Raw genomic sequence first — 19,494 nt, forward strand, 5'->3', positions numbered from 1 at the left:
TCCACCTTCTAAACCGGTTAATTCCTTCCTCCAGCTTCTCTATTCTTTACCTCAAAGTATCACCTGCAGTACTTTCATTATATGAAATGTCACTTTATCCATCCAATGTTTTCAAAACTTCCTTTAAAGTCATGTCTGCCATGGAATTTAATTTTAAATGATAATTTTCAAATGGCAATCCTGCTGTCACCGGATTCGGGATGATAACTGTAGGCAGCTCTGCTTTCTGTGCAGCAAGTAATCCATTCAAGGAATCTTCAAAAACCACTGCTTCATGAGCCTCTACACCTAAATTTTCAAGTGCCTTTAAAAATAAGTCCGGTGCCGGCTTCACCCTGTCTACCATATCCTTTGTTACCAGAAAATCAAAATAAGAAAGTAAATTTAAGTTTGTTAAATGCGTCGTTGCCCATTCCGTTGTTGAACTTGTTGCCAAGGAAACAGTCAAGCCTTGATCTTTTGCACCTTGCAAATACTCAGTTACACCTTCCCTTGCTTTTGCATCACTTACATATTGACTATGCAGTTTCCAGGCTTCTTCGCGAATAGAATCGATATTCAGTTGGCTGCCTATTTCTTTCTGCAAATAGGATAAAAACATCGTGTCATTTGACCCGACACATTTTGCAAAATCTTCAAGTGGTAAATTAAATTGAAATTGACGCTTTAGAACCTCTTTATAAGCATCATACCAAGCAGTTTCTGTATCCAGAATAAGTCCGTCAAAGTCAAAAATAGCTGCCTTAATCATTGTATTCCTCCTTTAATTACGTTCTAAAATTTTTCGTCCCAGTGTTTGTTCCATAATTGTCCAGCCTTCTTCACAGGCAGCTCCCGTACAATACGGCTCAAACCCATAATTTAAATACATATTTACAGCTTGAAAGCTCGTTGTCTGTGTTGTAAGATATGCCCCTGAATGGTATTTAGCCAAGGTATTCATTGCTGTTGTCATTAGAGGCTTGGCAAGCTTTTTCCCCTGATATGCCGGCATAACACCTACCCAGTGAATTCTGCCTGTTATTTCCCCATCACCAGTTAAATCACCATACCAGGCAGTGGTTGTCGCAATTTTTTCTCCAGCTTCACTTTCAATAAACAGGCAGCGCTTGGTCATCTCAGCCGTAAATGATCCAAATTCCTTCTTGAAATGCTCTAATGCTGCTACGTCATTTTTAAATTCATCGACACTTGCTTCAATTTTTGCCCAATGATGTTCATCGCCTTTTTCATAGAAGCGGATACGGTATCCATCCGGCAGCGAGAATTGGGGAATATCCAATAAATGATCTCTTATCATTTTCAATGGAATGTGCTTCATATCGTATAACTCCTTTCTTCATCTTCTAAATAAAAAAGAAACTTCAATCAGAGCTGGAGGAGTCCAATTTGTTGTCAATCCATTATTTTATTTGCCATATTTCAAGCAACTATATTCAATAAAACCGTAATCGTAACCACACTGACTACCGTAGAAATAAAGGTAATGGTCGATACCAGCTCCGGTTCTGTATCAAATTCAATCGCATACATCGTAGTTGTTGCTGCGGGCGGCATAGCGGAAATAATAATTAAAACCGTTCCGACCAGAGGATCCATTGGAACAAGCCATACAAAGATTGATGTCAGTATTGGCGCAGTAATCATTTTTAAGATAACAGAAGACAGAACAACCTGCCAGTCAATTTTCAATGCCGTTAACGATCCTAACTGCATACCAAGCATTACCATCATTACAGGAATAGCCGCATTTCCAACCATTTCTAATGTAGAATGTATATAGTCAGGTATGGCAATGGATTGCAGTGAAAAGAACATGGCTAATATCGCTGCATAGGTTGTCGGCATTTTTAAGATGTTCGCAAACGCTCTCCGCATCCCGCTGGTGCTTCTTGATGCATAATAGATACCAAAGAAATTATTCTGTAACGACTGAATCACCATAATAAAAATCGCATACGGAGCTGCGGCACTGCCAATACTGTACAAAACGACAGGCAGACCATAATTTCCGGAGTTCATAAAGCCCGTCGCCAGAATAGCAGCACTCTCTTTATTTCCATCCCAGCCAAAGATTTTTGCTAACATTTTATTAAGGAACACCATGACATAAAATAATAGAAACATAAAAATGATAATGACTAAAAACCCTTGATTAAATTCGGCTTCATATAATGTTACAAAAACCAGTGCCGGTGAAAGAATGTATAGACAAACTGCGGACACCGATCGCACATCCAACACCCGAATACGCTGCAGGATAAAGCCAGCTGCAAATACCGCCATAATAGGTAAAATGACTTCAATAAATAATAACATATGTACCTCTCCAAGCTTTTTTCAATTAATTTAAGTGTATCATATCGGGTCAACTGGATTTCATCTATATTCATCACTGTAAAAAGATTTGCAGAAATAAAAGTTGACAAATCAAAAGAAAATGTGCATAATAGTGTAATTAAGTAACAGGTGTGGTTTGGCATTCTGTAATACTTTTTGAAGATGCTTATTCACACTGGCGCGGCTAAAGGGCCGCAAGGATGCAGCAGAAGGTTTGGGGCTGCATTGCTTAAGTTAGAAAAGAATTATATTGGAATATTTACCGCGGACAGTCCGTAAGCGTTATACGGAGAGAGGGTCAGTATATCTGACTGACCAACGACAAATAAGCTAATTATTCATTTAAGGGAAATCAAATTTCTAATTAATTTGAACTTCCATTAAAATTAATTTTAATATCACGTGTTACTTTAATCATAAAGGGGTACTCTTTTTAAGAGAGTATCCCTTTTCCAAATTATAAATGTATTGAATTGAAAGGAGCTTTTACATGCCGACAGATTTACCAATCGGTTCCATCATCACGATGACTGTTTTACGAAAAATAGATACTGGCTATGTTTTATCTGCATATGGGGAAGAGGTTCTGCTGCATCATAATGAATCGGAGTCAGCCTTAGAGGTGGAGGAGACTGTGGATGTATTTCTCTACTTAAATAAAAAAGGACAAGTCAATGCCACTACATATTTACCCTCGATTACCATTGGATTATATGACTGGGCGGAGGTTGTAGGCGTTGTTCCCCGCCTAGGTGTTTTTGTCAACATCGGCACTTCCAAGGATATTCTTGTCTCCAAGGATTCCCTGCCACTTTTTCAGGAAAGCTGGCCGCGCTCTGGAGATCGCTTGTATATTACCTTGCAGCTGGATAAAAAGGGACGGCTGTTAGGAGTACCTGCTTCCGAAAATATTATTGCGAATAATGTCTTCGCTGCCCCGGAACAGCTGAATCAGCAAACGGTTATTGGCACAATTTATTATACCAATAAAGAAGGTGCAGCCTTAATCACCAGTGAAGGGTATCGCGGCTTTATTCACCGTACTGAAAGAAAGGAAGAGCCCCGTGTCGGACAGGTTGTTGAAGGACGGGTCATTGCTGTGAAAGATGATGGTTCTATTAACGTCTCTCTGCGTCCATTAAAGCAAGACAGTTTATCCGAAGACGCAGCTGCTATTTTAAAGCATCTGGAAGCAAATGATGGCGTCATCCCTTTCCATGACAAAAGCGATCCGGAAGAAATCCGCGCAACGTTTCAGATTAGTAAATCAGCCTTTAAACGTGCTGTAGGGACCTTATTAAAGCAAGGGATCATTAAGCAGGGACACGAACAAATTATTAAAATAGACTAAGTTTTGTCCATAAAAATAAAAGCAATGTCTGACTTTTCCCAGACATTGCTTTTATTTATTAAGCTTCTGCATTTTTGTAAGAGTCCAGAACTGCTGAAATAATGAATCCGATTGCTGCTGCAAACATGCAGGCAATTCCGATCCCGCCAAACCCGACTCCTGCAAAATCAACTTTCGGTGCGATAGATGCTACAAGAATTAATAGCAATCCCACTAACCCTAAGAATACGTTTGGATAGTACCCAGCATGGGATTCTTTGGAAGTCATTTTAACTAGAAAAATACTGATAAGTGCTGTAATCGCTGTTAAAATAGCTCCAAATGTGATGACCATTTCTACCATTTCCTCACCCCGCCATTATTTAATTACACTACTTTCAGTCTACAATTGAAAAATAAGAAAGTCAATATACATCTCGCCGGCCGTTATGAATTCTTTATCAGGTTGTGTATTCCCCATTAATCCGTACATAATCATAAGATAAATCACAGCCCCAAACCGTAGCCTCTTTTACTCCCAACCCTAAAGAAACCCTTATTTTTATTTCCGGATTTTCTAAATAATGTTGAACTTCGTCTAAAATAGCCTCATTTCCAGCAGGCTGCCCATCATAGATCAACGTATGTCCAAAATAGATAGAAACTTTTTCTAAATCAACATCTGTCTCTTCCTCACATTTGCCAATCGCCATCGCAATACGCCCCCAGTTGGCATCTTCTCCAAAAATAGCCGTTTTTACAAGTGGGGAATTAACAATGCTTTTTCCAATTTTCTTTGCTTGTGCAAAGCTTGCAGCTTCGTCTACTGTCACTTCAACCAGCTTTGTTGCCCCCTCTCCATCACGGGCAATCTCTTTCGCCAAATCAATACTCATTGCTGTCAAAGCTGCTTGGAATGCTTGCAGATCTACTTTTCCGGCTAATCCATTTGCCATCATCGCTACGGTATCACTGGTACTTGTATCGGTATCAATGCTGACCATATTAAAGGATTGATTGACTGCTTCTTTTAACAGCTTCTGCAGTTGATCAGAAGGAATATCTGCATCTGTCACAAAATAAGATAGCATGGTAGCCATATTCGGCTCAATCATTCCAGAGCCTTTAGCGATTCCGACAAGCGTAGCATTACCAACCTTACACATTTTCAGCTTCGGGTACGTGTCCGTTGTCATGATTGCTTCAGCCGATTTGTCCAATCCACCTTCTGCCAGATTACTTTTCAGATTTTTTATTCCTGCCCGGATCTTATCCATTGGTAATGGATATCCGATCACGCCAGTCGATGAAGGTAAAATATCTTCAGAAGCAATGTCTAATTCTGCAGCAATTAAATCATTAATCTCGATGACATTTCTTATTCCTTCTTCTCCTGTAGCTACATTTGCATTCTTACTATTAATCGCAAAGCATTGTAATTTACCGTTGGCAACGTTCTTTTTCCCAATGGGAATAGGAGCTCCGCAAAATCTGCTTTGTGTAAACATGGCAGCAGCATTAGCCTGCTTTTCTGATAGAATTACTGTAAAATCTAATGTTTCATCTTTAATCCCCAGATTTTTAGAACATGTATAAAAGCCTTTAGGCATATTTTCTAAAATATACTCCTTATTTTCTAATAAACTTTTCATTTTTATGTACAAACTCCTTTTATTTTAGTAATCAAATGCATAAGCTAAAAATACTAATTTACTGAAATAGTGAAGGCTATCCTGTCATTTCATAAATCAGCATATAATAAATATGCACTAAAATGATTAAATATGCAATATCTATTGTGAAATTATTTTAATCAAATCCAGAGTAAAGACATGGTAAAAATATTGATTATATCCTATAGTCCTTTACTGCTTTTCTCAATACGTTAAATCTAAAAATTTATCCATAAAATACAATACATTTCCATTAAATAACGGTATACTTAACTTGTATGTTTCAATTATTACCCAAAAAATAAGGAGGCAGCAAAATGCAAACGTTCTCAAACTATACCTATGAACGCCCGGATCTTCCAAAAGTGAAAGAAAACTTTTATCAAAAGCTGGAGCAATTTAAAGATGCCGATTCTATTGATAAAGCCATTGCCGCTATTGACAACATTAATGCGATTAGAAACCATCTTTCAACGATGTATAATCTTGTATTTATTCGTGCTTCTATTGATACACGTGATGAATTTTATCATCAGGAGAGAGATTTTTTTGATGAACATTTACCAGAAATCCAGGAATTAGTAACAGCTTTTTATAAAGAGCTCCTGAAGTCTTCTTTTGAAGCACAGCTCCGGGATAAATACGGCTCCCAATTATTTGATTTAGCAGCATGTGAAGTAAAAGCTTTCTCCAAAGAAATCATTCCTCTCTTGCAGGCAGAAAATAAGCTGACATCTGCTTATTCTAAATTAATTGCATCTGCAGATATTGATTTCCGGGGTAAGTCTTATACACTGGCACAGCTCGGACCTTTTGCAGAGGATCCGGATCGGCAAACCCGGAAAGAAGCATTAGAGGCACGTCAAAGCTTTTTTACGGAAAATAAAGAAAAACTGGATACGATCTTTGATGATTTAGTCAAAACACGTCACCAAATCGCTGAAAAGCTTGGTTTTACAAACTTTGTCGAGGTCGGCTACCTCCGCATGCAGCGTGTTGATTATCATGCAGAAATGGTTCAGCGCTTCCGTAAGCAGGTAGAAGAAGTTATTGTGCCTATTGCGACCAAGCTTTATGAGAAGCAGGCCAAACGAATCGGTGCAGAGTCCTTAAAATTCTATGATGAATCCTTTGTTTTCGCTTCCGGAAATGCGACGCCCAAAGGCAATCCAGATTGGATCATTCAAAATGGCAAGAAAATGTACGATGAATTATCCGAGGAAACCAGTGAATTCTTTCAGTTTATGCTGGACCGTGAGCTGCTTGATTTAGAAGCAAAGAAAGGAAAAGAAAGCGGCGGCTATTGCACGTATATTGAAGATTATCAGTCTCCATTTATTTTTTCTAATTTCAATGGGACATCTGGAGATATTGATGTGTTGACTCATGAGGCGGGACATGCTTTTCAGAGCTATTCCAGCCGGCATTTTTCTGTGCCGGAGTATTACTTCCCGACCAGTGAATCTGCGGAAATTCATTCGATGAGTATGGAATTCTTTACGTATCCATGGATGGAAAATTTCTTTCAGGAGGATGTTGAAAAATATAAGTATACGCATATATCCGATGCGATTCAGTTCCTGCCATACGGTGTTGCGGTAGACGAGTTTCAGCATCTGATTTACGAAAATCCGGACTGGACACCAGAGGAACGTAATCAGGCATGGCGCAGCCTGGAAAAGAAATACCTGCCGCATCGTGATTATGATGGCTTGGAAAGCTTAGAATCAGGAGCTTTCTGGCAAAAGCAGGGGCATATCTATGAAGATCCGTTCTATTATATTGATTATACGCTCGCACAAATTTGTGCCTTCCAATTTTTAAAGAAATCACAGGAAAATCGGGGAAAGGCGTGGCAGGATTATATTGACCTATGTAAATTGGGTGGCTCCAAGCCATTTTTAGAACTCGTTCAATCTGCAGGCCTGCAATCTCCTTTCGAGGAAGGAACGGTAGAAGCAGCTGTATCTTTCATTGAAGATTGGCTTGATCATATCGATGACCAGGCGCTGTAATCATAAATACAATATGCGGGGAGAAGTCAATCGTAAAGACTTCTCTCTTTTTTGGTATTCATTCATTTCTTGCCCGCTAGGTTTTCTGTTGGCATTATGGTAAAATATTAATAGTTTTAAGGAGAAAAGGAGATTACAATGACCTATCGCGCACTATTTTTAGATATTGACGGAACTATCTTACAGCCTGACCATACATACACAGCCTCTACGCAGGATGCGATTCAGCAAGTAAAATCTGCAGGGCTGGAGGTTTTTTTATGCACAGGCAGACCATTTGTGGATATTCAAAATTTAGCTTCTGATTTGGGTATTACATCCTCTGTTACTTATAATGGCGCCTATGCACTTTATCAAGGGGATGTCATTTTTAACGCACCAATGAAAAAAGAAGATGTGGAAAAAATGGTATCCATTGCCGGACAAAGTCAAAGTGAGCTTGTACTGTATACGACGGAGCATAATTACTTCACTTCTTTAACAAATCCACATGTGGAAGATTTCAATGAAGTATTCCAGCTGCATCAAAATAAGCTCTTTACAACAGATGTTGCTGATAAAATTGTTTCAGCTTCAGCAATTAACGTTGCCGCACACCAAGTGAAAGACTTTGAAATCACAGATGATTACCACTTGTCCAGAGTAAATGTCCCTCATGCCAGTGAATCGTATGATGTGCTTCGGGCTTCTGTTAATAAAGGAGTAGCTATTAAACAAATGCTGCATCACCTCAACATCTCGCCTTCTGAAGTCATTGCTTTTGGAGATGGAATGAATGACAAGGAAATGCTCAAATTTGTAGGAACCGGAGTTGCCATGGGAAATGCAGATCCGAAATTAGTTGAATACGCGGATTTTCAAACAACATCTGTAACAGAATCAGGTATTTTTAATGGATTGAAAAAGCTTGGTCTGGTGGAATAATATATAGAAAAAGCATGGGAGCTCACCCATGCTTTTTCTATATATTATCGGTTGCTTAGCTCATTTGCTCATATTCCGCCATTACCGCTTTTGTAATCGGATGGTCCTGCCCCAATCCGCTTACCTCGCAGAATGCGGCTTTTACCCCTTTTTCCTGAATCATTGCCTGAAGCTGCACAGCCTCTTCGTCTCCCTTATTATCAAATAATAAAGCGGCTGCCATTGCTTTAGATAAATATTTTGGTGCAGCAGATGTAAATTCCAAATACATGCTTGCTGGCCGTACAAAGCGATCCTTGGGGCCAAGCTTGCGAATCGGCCCCCTGGCAACACGATTTACTTCATCAGAAATATATGGGTTTTGAAAGCGGCTGATAATTTTTTGAATATAAGCTCTATGCGCTTTGGCATCAAAACCATAAGCTGCTATCAAAGCCTGTCCTGACTCCTGTAATGCGCCGTTTAACGTATCTAGAATCATTTTGTCCTGCAATGCCTGATCAATTGTTTCATAGCCATGAGATCTTCCTAAATATGCTGTTGCCGCATGTCCGGTATTAACAGTGAATAGCTTTCGTTCAATATATGGTCCAAGTTCATCAACATAGGTAACCCCTTCAATGTCAGGCAGATCTCCTTGTGTAAATCCCTTTTCCACAACCCATTCATAATAAGGCTCGACACGAACATCCAGCAGCTTCTCATTGATTTGATTCGGTACAATTCTATCAACTGCTGCATCCGGGAAGCTAAATAAATCATCAAAGGCTTTTTGATCTGCCTCACTGATTTCCTGATAGACATATTCTTTTAGTAACGTACTGCCGCCAATCATATTTTCGCAAGCAATGATTGCAAGCGGCTTCCTGTTGTTATCGATTCTTTCTACAAGTCCTTTGGCAATCGCTTTTGCGATAATCGGTAAAACATTCGGACCGACAGCCGTTGTGACAATATCAGCGTCTACGACGGCATTTGTCACAGCCTTCGGGTCTTTTATACTATTAATCCCCGAAATATGCTCTACTGTGACAGGCTCACTTGCTTCATCTGCAAAATGAACCTGATATGCTTTGTCTTGATTGATTGCCGAGATAATCTCATCATTCACATCAACAAAGGTAACCTCATATCCGGATTGATCCAGTAAAAGGCCAATAAAGCCTCTGCCAATATTTCCTGCCCCAAAATGAACAGCCTTCATTACGCATTCACCTCATTAAGGATTGTTATCATTTCCTCCTTCGATGATGCTTGCGTCAATTTTTCTACATTCTCCTCTTCTGAACAAATAATAGCAATTTGCGATAGAATTTCCAGATGTTCATCGCCTTTCCCGGCAATGCCAATCAAAAGCTTCACCATATTCCCATCCCCAAAATCAACACCATCTGGAACAGTGACAACAGCAAGCCCTGTTTCTAAAACTTCCTTCTTGGCATCCTCTGTACCATGGGGAATTGCCAGGGAATTACCCATAAAGGTTGTTGCAATCTCTTCACGCTCGAGCATTTTATCGATATAATTTTCTTTCACATAGCCATTATTTAATAAAATACCGCCAACATAACGAATTGCCTCTTCCTTGGATGCTGCTTGTACACCTAACTCAATATTGTCTGTGCTTAAAATTTTTTTTGCCATTGATATACACTCCTTTTTTACTTATAGAGGCTAACTATTTATCCTATGACCGATTTTCTGCCTGGTAAAACTTTTCCTGAATAAATAATTGAAACTGATTCGTCAAAAATAGTAAAATTTCTTTTTCACCAGCTTCTTGAAGCAAATATAGGTAATCCGTATCCTGAATAATTAACCCGCTGAGATAACTTAAAATATCTAATGCTTCTGTATACGTAGATTCTGGGGCAAGCATCATTAAAATCCGTGATACCTCCATCTTTGTCCCGTCCATTGCCTGCAGTTCTTCCTTGCTTGGCAGCTCGAAAATAAAGAAGCCCGGACCATGGATTGTATCTGACCTGGTATGGAATAGAGCCAGCTCTGAACCAGGTATTCCTAATCCTCCCTGCTCTTCTCTCTTTATTAATTTTTCGAGCAGTATATTTTGACTGTCAATCATACCATGATGCTGCAGCTGCTGACAAATCGGCTCCAGAAAATACCCGCTATGTTCCTTCAGATAAAATAGCTTGAATCGGTTTAACACCTGCAGGATGACCTCTGAATAGCGGTGCATTTCCTGAAGATTCACAAGAAAATCGCCTTCCATCATTTTATTAGTTTTAACAGATGATTTCGGTCGTGTTAATGCAGCTTTTCTCAGCGCTGCCTTTACTTTTGCCGCCTCATCCTCTGTCAGCATCGGCGAAATATGCACATAGCTCTGCCCCAGATTTTCTAAAAGAACGGTTGACACAATCACATCATATTCTAAAAGTTCTGCCTGGTCTAAATCAAAAATAGATTGATGCTTCGCCAGCTCTATTTCAGGGAATTTACGTTCTAATTTGGTAGCCAGCATTTTTGATGTTCCAATACCTGTGGAGCAAATAACAAGTACACGAACATTCTGATGCTTCTCCGTTTGCAGAAGTGTTGCGGCAAAGTGCAATACAATATAAGCAATTTCTTCATCGGGAATATGCAAATCTGGAAATACAGAGGTGGTACACTCTTTAATCACCTCAAACAGCTCCAGATAATCCCGCTTAATTTCTGCAAGCATCGGATTATGAATATTCATTTGCTGCTTGATCCGATAAATAGCCGGCTTTAAATGTGTAGTTAAATCATTTAAAAATTGGTTATTCGCTGATAAATCTATGCGCAGCTGTTCTCCCACTCTACGAATCAGCTCTTTTGCCCGGTGTGCCAGGTCCATACTTGCCTCTTCCAGCAAGTAGGATTGATTTTCTCTGCGTTTTGCTCCCATTAAATGCATCGTAATATAGCCAATCTCATCCTCTGGAATATCTATGGAAAAAGCAGTCCCCAGCTTTTCAATTAATTTAGCAGCAATGTGGTATTCCTGCTTTTCCTGAATCTCCTGCTTATAGGCCTCATCAAAATGAATCGTATCTCCCTTTTGCAGCCGTTCAATCGCAAGCGCTAAATGAACAACGAGCCCGACATATGCACTGTCAGCTAAAGGGTAGGGAAGCTCCCTGCCGATTTCCTGAACCTGCTCCTCTACTTTTTCTAATTTTTGAGGGTCGACCAGTCCCAATAATCGATCAGAAATAGTTTCTCCCTTTGCCTTTTCTTCTTTATTTTTTGCTTTGATTTTTTCCACAAATTCAAATAAATCGATATGACGGGAAATTAAATTACTTAAAACTGCACGTTTTTTCACTTCATCCCCTTTAATCTCCACCCCATACCCTTTTTTACGGATAAGCTCTAAATCAAATGAGCGGATCCGATTCTCCATAGCATCTAAATCCTGTGAAATTGCAGCAATGGTGACATTTAATTCACTGGCTAAAGTAAATAATTTAACGGGTTCCCGCACTTGTATCAGCGTATTCAATAAGATGGCCTGCCTTTCCTCTTCCGATAATTCCACACCATCTAATTGAGCGATTTTATCCTTTAATTGCTGTTTCTTCTGTGCGTCACCACGGATTGCTATACCAGAGCCTGATTTTTTAGAAATGGTCAGCTGATAAGCTGCTAATACATCCTCTAATTTCTTTAATTCACGGTGAATGGTTCTCGTACTGACGTTCAGTTTATCGGCTACTTGTTTTACTGTTTTTTGTCCCCGGGCGGCCAGTAAAAAAGCTAAGATATGCCGTTCACGACTAGTAAGATACATTGCCATTCACCTCCCTTCCGCAGATAGCCTTCCCTAAAAAGAGAAAGCTAGTATCTTATTAACGGCTCAACCGCGCAAGACCCATTAATCTTTTAACCGTTCAACCAGTTCATCATAGCGCGGACTATTTAAGAAATTATCTACAGAAATATGCTCAGCATCCGGCCGTTTTGCTTTCGCCCGCTCTGTCAGTGCTTTTTGCGTAATGATAATATCCGCATCTTCCGGGATTTCGTTAATTGCCTTATTCGTTACATCTATCCCAATAGCGCTTTTCTTAAATTTATTCTTCAACAAGGAAGCTCCCATGGCACTGGAGCCCATTCCGGCATCACATGCGAAAATAATTTTATTCACTTCAGCTGCTTCTTTCACAGAAGCTTCTGTACCCGTTTCTTCCCTTCCTTCTGTAAGTGAGCTGCTGACACTGCTTTTCTTTCCTTTCATCGCTTCCATTTTTTCTGTAGAAGCTGTAAGATCTTCTTCGCCACCTTTGGATGTTTTCAAAATAAAGGCTGCAATCGCAAAGGAAACAGCGGCTGCTATCAGAACACTTAAGATAACACCTACATAGCTGTTTCCTGGTGTCATCGCTAAAACAGCGAAAATACTTCCTGGTGAAGCAGCAGCTCTCAGCCCTGCATCAAATAATTGAAGCGTGAAGATTCCAGACATCCCACCGAAAATGGCTGCAATAATTAATGTTGGTTTCATTAAGATATAAGGGAAATAAATTTCATGAATACCGCCTAGAAATTGAATAATTGCTGCACCAGGTGCAGATGCTTTAGAAATACCTTTGCCAAAGATTGCGAAGGCGAGCAGGATTCCCAGACCTGGTCCCGGGTTTGCTTCAACCAGGAATAATATTGATTTCCCTGCTTCTGCCGCCTGGTCTACCCCAAGAGGCGTCAGAATACCATGGTTAATCGCATTATTTAAAAACAGCGCTTTAGCAGGCTCAAGAATAATACTGGCCAGCGGTAACAAACCTGCACTGATAATTGCTTCCACGCCACGTGCTAAAGCACTTGAAAAGCTTGATACAACCGGTCCAATTCCTACTACTGCAAGCATTGCAAGAATTGCTGCCAAAATCCCTGCGGAGAAGTTATTATATAGCATTTCAAAGCCTTGACGAATTTTCGCCTGGAATAAATCATCAATCTTCTTCATCAGATAACCGGCCAACGGTCCCATAATCATAGCTCCAAGGAACATCGGCTGTTCTGCACCGACAATGACCCCCATAGTTGCTGTCGCTCCGACAACTCCTCCACGAATATCATAAACGATTCGTCCACCTGTAAAACCAATAAGCAGTGGCAGTAAATATTGAATCATTGGATCAACCAGTGTTGCCATATTTTCATTTGGAATCCAGCCATCTGGAATAAATAGTGCTGTGATAATTCCCCAGGCAATAAAAGCACCAATATTTGGCATAATCATTCCGCTGAGGTTACTGCCAAACTTCTGTACCTTCGCGCGGATACCGCTGTTTTGTTCTGCCATTGTTTTAACCCCTTTCCTTTTTTGTTACCTTTATTTTATTCTGTACAATGCAGGGAAAACAACCTAATCAAAATGTAACTTTGGCATGTGTTTGTTGCCAAAATAGTATTAGCTTTAAGGAATCCTTTTTGCATGGAAGGAAAAACGTTTTAATACTTGTTTAATTTCTATTGTTTTTAGTGAGATAAGGATGCGGATAATGTATAAAAAGAGACTTTTGCTAAAGAAAATGCTTCTTCTCTAACAAAATGCCTCTTTCCATTTCTCTGCCTTATTATTTTCACAAGAAAAAACCGCCATACAGCATAGCTCCAGCAATAATAAAGGCTGGATGCACCTGCTTGATTTCTATCAGGTAAAAGCTGACCGTCACAATCAGTACAGTCTGTAATAAGCCGATACTGACATACGCTTCTGTCCAGAAATTCCAAGCAATTACACCAAGCAATACAGCGATAACAGGCTGGACAAATACAGTCAGCCGGTGCACACGCGCTGATTTTTTATATTTCAGTAAAATACCGCCTAATAAAATCATTAAAATGAGTGAAGGGGCGATTGTGGCAAATATCCCGACAAAAGAGCCGGCAACACCGCCCAGTTCATAGCCGACATACCCTGCCATTTTTGTCGCAATGGGTCCCGGCAATGCATTTGCAAAAGCCAGCACTTCCCCAAATTCCTGCACAGACATCCATCCATAATTTCGCACAACTTCATTTTCCACCAGCGATATGGAAGCAGGACCACCTCCGTATCCAAGAATTCCAGGAAGAAAGAAAGCAACAAAAATATCCCATAAAATCATGAGCGTTCACCTTCTTTCTCCTTCTTCTTTACTGGCAATGCAAAGGCGATAATGAGAAGAAAGCCAATGATGATGCCTGGATGAATATGCAAGTAATGTAAAATAATAAATATTAAGGCAAGCATGATAACAGCACATACCCATCCAAGTCCTTTCCCTGCTTTATAAACAAACTGCCAGGTCAGCACAGCCATCATCATTCCAACAACAGCGACCACCGCTGCTGTCATGCCCTTCACCCAATCAAATTCACGAACCTCGGATAACGTTCGTAATAAAATAATAACCAGGATAACGGTTGGAATAACAGAAGCGATCAGTGCATTCAGCATACCAAGCCAGCCGGATACGCGATAGCCGATATAGCCTGCCAGCTTGGTTGCTATTGGCCCTGGCAATGTATTACTGATGGAAAGCATATCGATAAATTCTTCCTCATCTATCCATTTATATTTCTCGACAGCTTCCTTCCGCATTAACGGGATAGAAGCTGGTCCGCCTCCGAAACCAAGCATTCCCACCCGGAAGAAAGCAATAAAAATATCCCATTGCATTTTCATAAGTAAACAAACCTTCTTTACATCAATTTTTGAAACCTGTTCTACCATACAGCAATATGACCATCTGCTCTGGATTCTGTTCCGCCAGCAAGCACACCTGTTTCCGGATCGCGCCAGATGATTTGCCCGCGTCCAAAGCTGTTCGGCTCCAGCTGCATACGTATATCATGTCCCTTTTGCCGCAATCCTTGAGCAATCGGATAAGAAAAACGATGCTCAACCTCTATCCGCTTCTCTTTCATCCATTGCCATCTCGGGGCATCTAAAGCTGCCTGTGGATGCAGTCCAAAATCAACGGTGTTCATCACAATCTGTACATGGGCCTGCGGCTGCATAAAACCGCCCATCACACTAAACGGGCCGACCGCTTCATTATCCTTTGTAACAAAGCCGGGAATAATGGTATGAAATGTCTTTTTCCCGCCTTCCAGCGCATTGACGTGCGTTTCATCCATCGAAAAATCATAGCCGCGGTTTTGCATGGTAATTCCTGTGCCAGGAATCACAACACCTGAGCCAAAACCCATATAATTACTTTGGATAAAGGAAACCATATTTCCTTCTTCATCTGCTGTCGCTAAATAAACCGTACCACTGCCAGAAGGATCCCCGGCCTCAGGAAGAATCGCTTCTTCCTGAATCAATGCTCTTCTTTGCGCTGCATATTGATCGCTTAATAACTGTTCAGTTGTATATCGCATTCTGCTTTCCTCAGTAATGTGCTGCTTCCCATCTTCAAAAGCAAGCTTGATTGCTTCTATTTGTTTATGATAAGTATTCACCGATTCCTTCACAGTAAACTCAAAAGCTTTTAAAATATTCAATGCCTGCAATGCAATGATTCCTTGTCCATTCGGAGGAATCTCCCAAATATCATAGCCGCGATAATTCACTTTTATCGGATCGACCCATTCGACCTCATACTTTTCTAAATCTTCCTTAGTTAAAAATCCATCCGCTTTTTTAGATGCTGTCACTATTTTTCCAGCCAGCTCCCCCTCATAAAAAGATGCGGCATCTGTTTCAGCAATTTTTTCTAACGTCACAGCATGGTCAGGAGATTTCCATATTTCCCCTATTTTTGGAGCTCTGCCATTTGGGGCAAAGATTCTAAACCATTCGGAAAAATTATAGCCTTCCTGCTTTTTATACATCTGGTATGCCCGCTTCCAAAAACGCGCTAATGTCGGCGAAACCGGAAATCCTTCCCGAGCGTACTTGATGGCAGGCTTCAGCGTTTCTTTTAAAGGAAGCTTACCAAAGCGTTGGGATAATGCTGCCCACGTTCTTGGCACACCCGGCACTGTCACAGGCATCCAGCCAAACTTTGGAATCGCATCATATCCTTTTTCTTTTACGGCTTCGATCGAAATATCCTCCGGGGAACGGCCACTGCCATTTAAACCGTGCAGCTTCCCGTTTATCCATACAAGTGCAAAAGCATCCCCGCCAATTCCATTTGAAGTTGGCTCTACCACTGTTAAGCAAGCTGCTGCAGCAATGGCTGCATCAATGGCATTCCCTCCTTTTTTTAACATTTCCAAGCCTGCTTCTGCCGCCAAAGGCTGTGTTGTCGCAACCATTCCTTTTTTTGCGTATACAGATTCTCTGGCAATTGGATAAGGATTAAAATGATTATGTATGTGCTTCATCTGCTCATCCTTTCAAGGAGGTATTGTATCATTTTACGAAAAACTGGTTCATTCTATTATATTTTTAGTCTATCATACTTGTTCTAAAATCTGTATGTGGTCTTAACGCTAAAGAAAACTTGGCATTCGCCAAGCCTTTCGGCGCACGCCTTAGTTGCGCTTATACTTTTTTCCTTAGATTCTTTCTACTTTTTCTTAAAGTGAAAAAAAGACCTTCCCTTTTTCATAGGAAAAGTCTTTTCAAGCAGCTTAATTACCTGCAAATAATAGTCCAAGCTGTGCCAATACCGCACTACATACATAAGTTCCGGCAAACACAAATACAGCAACAATCGCAATTTTCCAGGAGGTTTTCCGTAAATCAACCAGGCGATTGGCAACGGAAATTCCGGCAACTGTCAGAATTGGCGTTGTGATTGCAAGAAAGTCTACGGACTGGATTGCCTCCACAAAAAAGTCTGAAATCAGACACATGGATAAAGAGGTAATCGATACCCAGCCTAAAATCGGGAAATCACGGATAACCTTAATAGGAACCAATTTCATTAAATCGGCGATAATCACACCGATAAATGAAAATAACCAGAGGATGCCCAAACCGACAAAGGTCATGGATGTAATTGGTGTTGAGTCTGGATTTTTTAACAGCTTGATTTCCTGTGCAAATAAAATTAAAGCTACGCTTAATAAAAGCACTAACGCATAACGGACATAACGACGCATTGTCGGGCTCATTTTTTGTCACCTCTAACTAATAACTTATACATAACCTGCTGTAACGGAGCAGCAAGGAAAACCATTGTAAACGTACCGATAAAACTTGTTAACAGCTGACTGGCTGAAGCATAGGCTAAAATGGTGTTCTCCATTTCCGGAACTCTTGCTACTAATGTAGCTGATGCAGCACTCATCATACTGCCAGACCCCATTCCAGATGCCATCGCAAGTGCTTCGACACGGAAGCCAAAATCAAGTAAAATAGGTGCAAAAATACTAAAGAACATTGTACCGAATAAAGTACCTATCACATAAAGAGAAATAACTCCCCGTCCTTCTGGAGATTCCAGGGTATATTTTTCGGAAATATATGCGAGCTCTCCTTCTCTCCCTATCCCTAAAGTTGCCCCAATTGCTTCGCGGCGCAAACCTATCAATATAGCAACTGGCAGGCCGATAAGAACCGTTCCCAGATTACCAATTTCCTGAAAAATAAATACCCAGCCAACCTGCAAAATTTCTCTGATTTGTGGTGCTACATCTGACCCGTACCTGGCCATCAGAGGAAGCATAATAAAAATTAAATACTTACTGGCAAAATCAACATTCTTCTTACTATAAATCTTTTTCAGAATACCTTTTCGCAAGAACGACAGACCAAGAAACATACTAATTGCAATTGCAAATACCAACGGCAGCATCGAAATCATCATGGAACCAATCGTAAAGGTTTGAATACCAATCAGCTCAGCTGTTGCAATTACTGCTAATACAAAAAATAAAAAATATATAAAGTTTTTAACCATATCTATTCCTCAATTCCTAATTTAAATTGGTTCATTTAATCAACAATCTGGTTAATGACAGAAAGATATTCCGAATAAGAACGCCTATACAATTTTTGCTTATCGACATTTTCATTTATATTTTCTAAAACATCAGCAACAAACTCCGGGAAAATGCTATAAATAAATTCCGGATCAACATCAATAAAATCATCCCCATGAATTGTCCCGGTAAAGCCGCTGTAGCCGATTTGGATACACGGAATCATATAAGATAAATCTCCAATATCTCCAGCAGCACTAATAAAACTATCATGATCGATGGCATCAATTTCTGAAAAATCATTAAAAACAGCTTGTACAAAAGTGGATAAATATCTGTTCTGAATAAAAGGCAGGTACCCCATTTGCGTATGTACAGCTACGTCACCCTGCAAGGCAATCGCACTACCTTTTGCTGCATCATCGAGCTTTGTTGCTGCTTCCTTTAAATAATCTACTGTTTTTGTCCGCAAATCTGTACCAACCGTTATTTTATTGGGAATAACATTGGTAGACATATCTGAGCTCATGACAATCGGATTCATACGGACATGCTCCTTCTCATCCAGCTGCTGTCTCATTAAACCAACTGCCGTATTGAAGACCGTTGACATACTGTATGCATTCTTGCTGGAAAACGGATCAAAACCGGCATGTGTCGCCTTTCCTTGAAAGGTATACTTTTTATAAAGAAAACCTGCTAAATCACAATTCACATTCACTGTCCGATTATCAAATTCCCCGCCGATGGCATGCACGCAAACTCCTACATCGATATCATCAAATACGCCCAGTTTCATTGCTTCCGGCTTCCCGCCATAATGGGTGATAGTTCCCTGCTCGATTAATGCATCACGATAAGCCAAATCTAAATATTCTTCTGCCGGAACAAATATAAAGCTTATTTTATTTTTCCAGTTGCTGCTGACATTTGTTTTTACATAATAACGATAGATAGCCAATGCAATGGCAACCTGCGTATAATGCCCGCAGTTATGAGCTGCTCCGGTTTCTTTATCCGCATACATATGTGAGGGAGTATATACTGCATCCAGCTCAGCAATAAAAGCAATATGCGTATCACATACCTCTGGCCCCAGTGTAGTCTTCAATCCCGTCGTACTAAAATACTCTATTTCTACATCTGGATTAACTTCCTTTAAAAAGCGAACAACATTTTCTTTTGTACGATGCTCTTTATAGCCCAGTTCCGGGTGATAATAAATATCCTCCGCAAAGTCTTTTATCTGCTGATATTGCTCCTTAAAAAACATAATGGATTCCGAACGCCCCTTTTCAACATATTAAAGTGTTAAAGTATGATAATATCTTACCATTCGGCAATTTTC

The 19,494-nt window shown here is 40.1% G+C and carries 18 protein-coding genes; 3 read left to right on the plus strand and 15 right to left on the minus strand.

The window, feature by feature from the left end; genetic code table 11:
* Positions 1 to 94 precede the first annotated feature (94 nt).
* The 3 genes from FLK20_RS04105 to FLK20_RS04115 all read right to left on the minus strand — a co-directional run bounded on the left by FLK20_RS04105 (position 95) and on the right by FLK20_RS04115 (position 2,319).
* A complete protein-coding gene (locus FLK20_RS04105; protein ID WP_152655289.1) occupies positions 95 to 751 on the minus strand; it encodes an HAD family hydrolase in 657 nt (218 codons plus the stop codon).
* A gap of 12 nt (positions 752 to 763) precedes the next feature.
* Positions 764 to 1,321: a GNAT family N-acetyltransferase gene (locus FLK20_RS04110; RefSeq protein WP_152655290.1), complete on the minus strand. Its 558-nt coding sequence runs from the start codon at positions 1,319 to 1,321 to the stop codon at positions 764 to 766.
* A gap of 101 nt (positions 1,322 to 1,422) precedes the next feature.
* Positions 1,423 to 2,319, minus strand: coding sequence for an AEC family transporter (locus tag FLK20_RS04115; RefSeq protein ID WP_152655291.1), 897 nt, complete (start codon positions 2,317 to 2,319; stop codon positions 1,423 to 1,425).
* Positions 2,320 to 2,830: 511 nt separating this feature from the next.
* Here FLK20_RS04115 and FLK20_RS04120 point away from each other — a divergent pair.
* Entirely contained in the window at positions 2,831 to 3,691 is an 861-nt protein-coding gene (locus FLK20_RS04120) for a CvfB family protein (RefSeq protein ID WP_152655292.1), read from the plus strand.
* 58 nt (positions 3,692 to 3,749) lie between these two features.
* Here FLK20_RS04120 and FLK20_RS04125 read toward each other — a convergent pair whose 3' ends face one another.
* On the minus strand, positions 3,750 to 4,034 hold the full coding sequence (locus tag FLK20_RS04125; RefSeq protein ID WP_152655293.1) for a hypothetical protein: 285 nt from the start codon (positions 4,032 to 4,034) through the stop codon (positions 3,750 to 3,752).
* Between the two features lie 97 nt (positions 4,035 to 4,131).
* Positions 4,132 to 5,322, minus strand: a complete 1,191-nt coding sequence (argJ, locus tag FLK20_RS04130) for a bifunctional glutamate N-acetyltransferase/amino-acid acetyltransferase ArgJ (RefSeq protein WP_152655294.1) — start codon at positions 5,320 to 5,322, stop codon at positions 4,132 to 4,134.
* 338 nt (positions 5,323 to 5,660) lie between these two features.
* Here argJ and FLK20_RS04135 point away from each other — a divergent pair, with 338 nt between their 5' ends.
* Both FLK20_RS04135 and FLK20_RS04140 read left to right on the plus strand, forming a co-directional pair.
* On the plus strand, positions 5,661 to 7,358 hold the full coding sequence (locus tag FLK20_RS04135) for a M3 family oligoendopeptidase (protein WP_152655295.1): 1,698 nt from the start codon (positions 5,661 to 5,663) through the stop codon (positions 7,356 to 7,358).
* A 138-nt stretch (positions 7,359 to 7,496) separates the two neighbouring features.
* Positions 7,497 to 8,282, plus strand: a complete 786-nt coding sequence (locus tag FLK20_RS04140) for an HAD family hydrolase (protein WP_152655296.1) — start codon at positions 7,497 to 7,499, stop codon at positions 8,280 to 8,282.
* Between the two features lie 55 nt (positions 8,283 to 8,337).
* Here the strand turns inward: FLK20_RS04140 and FLK20_RS04145 are convergent, their stop codons facing one another.
* The 10 genes from FLK20_RS04145 to FLK20_RS04190 all read right to left on the minus strand — a co-directional run bounded on the left by FLK20_RS04145 (position 8,338) and on the right by FLK20_RS04190 (position 19,419).
* Positions 8,338 to 9,486, minus strand: coding sequence for a mannitol-1-phosphate 5-dehydrogenase (locus tag FLK20_RS04145; protein ID WP_152655297.1), 1,149 nt, complete (start codon positions 9,484 to 9,486; stop codon positions 8,338 to 8,340).
* The gene (locus FLK20_RS04150) at positions 9,486 to 9,926 is read right to left on the minus strand and encodes a PTS mannitol transporter subunit IIA (RefSeq protein ID WP_152655298.1); all 441 of its coding nucleotides are present in this window, start codon (positions 9,924 to 9,926) and stop codon (positions 9,486 to 9,488) included. The genes FLK20_RS04145 and FLK20_RS04150 overlap by 1 nt, the downstream gene beginning before the upstream one ends.
* Before the next feature lie 43 nt (positions 9,927 to 9,969).
* Positions 9,970 to 12,066 (minus strand): BglG family transcription antiterminator, encoded by a 2,097-nt coding sequence (locus FLK20_RS04155; protein WP_152655299.1) that lies wholly within the window; start codon positions 12,064 to 12,066, stop codon positions 9,970 to 9,972.
* Between the two features lie 84 nt (positions 12,067 to 12,150).
* Positions 12,151 to 13,581: a PTS mannitol transporter subunit IIBC gene (locus FLK20_RS04160; RefSeq protein ID WP_152655300.1), complete on the minus strand. Its 1,431-nt coding sequence runs from the start codon at positions 13,579 to 13,581 to the stop codon at positions 12,151 to 12,153.
* Positions 13,582 to 13,861: 280 nt separating this feature from the next.
* Entirely contained in the window at positions 13,862 to 14,389 is a 528-nt protein-coding gene (locus FLK20_RS04165) for a chromate transporter (protein ID WP_152655301.1), read from the minus strand.
* A complete protein-coding gene (locus FLK20_RS04170) occupies positions 14,386 to 14,949 on the minus strand; it encodes a chromate transporter (protein ID WP_152655302.1) in 564 nt (187 codons plus the stop codon). The genes FLK20_RS04165 and FLK20_RS04170 overlap by 4 nt, the downstream gene beginning before the upstream one ends.
* Positions 14,950 to 14,990: 41 nt before the next feature.
* Positions 14,991 to 16,601: a gamma-glutamyltransferase gene (gene ggt / locus FLK20_RS04175; RefSeq protein ID WP_152655303.1), complete on the minus strand. Its 1,611-nt coding sequence runs from the start codon at positions 16,599 to 16,601 to the stop codon at positions 14,991 to 14,993.
* 249 nt (positions 16,602 to 16,850) lie between these two features.
* Complete coding sequence (locus tag FLK20_RS04180) at positions 16,851 to 17,336, minus strand: DUF751 domain-containing protein (RefSeq protein WP_152655304.1); 486 nt, start codon at positions 17,334 to 17,336, stop codon at positions 16,851 to 16,853.
* Positions 17,333 to 18,124, minus strand: a complete 792-nt coding sequence (locus FLK20_RS04185) for a DUF3100 domain-containing protein (RefSeq protein ID WP_152655305.1) — start codon at positions 18,122 to 18,124, stop codon at positions 17,333 to 17,335. Before FLK20_RS04185 ends, FLK20_RS04180 begins: the two co-directional genes overlap by 4 nt.
* A 35-nt stretch (positions 18,125 to 18,159) precedes the next feature.
* Complete coding sequence (locus FLK20_RS04190) at positions 18,160 to 19,419, minus strand: M20/M25/M40 family metallo-hydrolase (protein ID WP_152655306.1); 1,260 nt, start codon at positions 19,417 to 19,419, stop codon at positions 18,160 to 18,162.
* Positions 19,420 to 19,494: the final 75 nt, after the last annotated feature.

It is taken from the genome of Oceanobacillus sp. CFH 90083 (assembly GCF_009389585.1).
Taxonomy (GTDB): domain Bacteria; phylum Bacillota; class Bacilli; order Bacillales; family Amphibacillaceae; genus Oceanobacillus.

What these genes read in the sequence shown, in the direction of transcription:
- FLK20_RS04105 (WP_152655289.1), bottom strand. Translation starts at nt 751, where the DNA reads ATGATTAAGGCAGCTATTTTTGACTTTGACGGACTTATTCTGGATACA.
- FLK20_RS04110 (WP_152655290.1), bottom strand. Translation starts at nt 1,321, where the DNA reads ATGAAGCACATTCCATTGAAAATGATAAGAGATCATTTATTGGATATT.
- FLK20_RS04115 (WP_152655291.1), bottom strand. Translation starts at nt 2,319, where the DNA reads ATGTTATTATTTATTGAAGTCATTTTACCTATTATGGCGGTATTTGCA.
- FLK20_RS04120 (WP_152655292.1), top strand. Translation starts at nt 2,831, where the DNA reads ATGCCGACAGATTTACCAATCGGTTCCATCATCACGATGACTGTTTTA.
- FLK20_RS04125 (WP_152655293.1), bottom strand. Translation starts at nt 4,034, where the DNA reads ATGGTAGAAATGGTCATCACATTTGGAGCTATTTTAACAGCGATTACA.
- argJ (WP_152655294.1), bottom strand. Translation starts at nt 5,322, where the DNA reads ATGAAAAGTTTATTAGAAAATAAGGAGTATATTTTAGAAAATATGCCT.
- FLK20_RS04135 (WP_152655295.1), top strand. Translation starts at nt 5,661, where the DNA reads ATGCAAACGTTCTCAAACTATACCTATGAACGCCCGGATCTTCCAAAA.
- FLK20_RS04140 (WP_152655296.1), top strand. Translation starts at nt 7,497, where the DNA reads ATGACCTATCGCGCACTATTTTTAGATATTGACGGAACTATCTTACAG.
- FLK20_RS04145 (WP_152655297.1), bottom strand. Translation starts at nt 9,486, where the DNA reads ATGAAGGCTGTTCATTTTGGGGCAGGAAATATTGGCAGAGGCTTTATT.
- FLK20_RS04150 (WP_152655298.1), bottom strand. Translation starts at nt 9,926, where the DNA reads ATGGCAAAAAAAATTTTAAGCACAGACAATATTGAGTTAGGTGTACAA.
- FLK20_RS04155 (WP_152655299.1), bottom strand. Translation starts at nt 12,066, where the DNA reads ATGTATCTTACTAGTCGTGAACGGCATATCTTAGCTTTTTTACTGGCC.
- FLK20_RS04160 (WP_152655300.1), bottom strand. Translation starts at nt 13,581, where the DNA reads ATGGCAGAACAAAACAGCGGTATCCGCGCGAAGGTACAGAAGTTTGGC.
- FLK20_RS04165 (WP_152655301.1), bottom strand. Translation starts at nt 14,389, where the DNA reads ATGATTTTATGGGATATTTTTGTTGCTTTCTTTCTTCCTGGAATTCTT.
- FLK20_RS04170 (WP_152655302.1), bottom strand. Translation starts at nt 14,949, where the DNA reads ATGAAAATGCAATGGGATATTTTTATTGCTTTCTTCCGGGTGGGAATG.
- ggt (WP_152655303.1), bottom strand. Translation starts at nt 16,601, where the DNA reads ATGAAGCACATACATAATCATTTTAATCCTTATCCAATTGCCAGAGAA.
- FLK20_RS04180 (WP_152655304.1), bottom strand. Translation starts at nt 17,336, where the DNA reads ATGAGCCCGACAATGCGTCGTTATGTCCGTTATGCGTTAGTGCTTTTA.
- FLK20_RS04185 (WP_152655305.1), bottom strand. Translation starts at nt 18,124, where the DNA reads ATGGTTAAAAACTTTATATATTTTTTATTTTTTGTATTAGCAGTAATT.
- FLK20_RS04190 (WP_152655306.1), bottom strand. Translation starts at nt 19,419, where the DNA reads ATGTTTTTTAAGGAGCAATATCAGCAGATAAAAGACTTTGCGGAGGAT.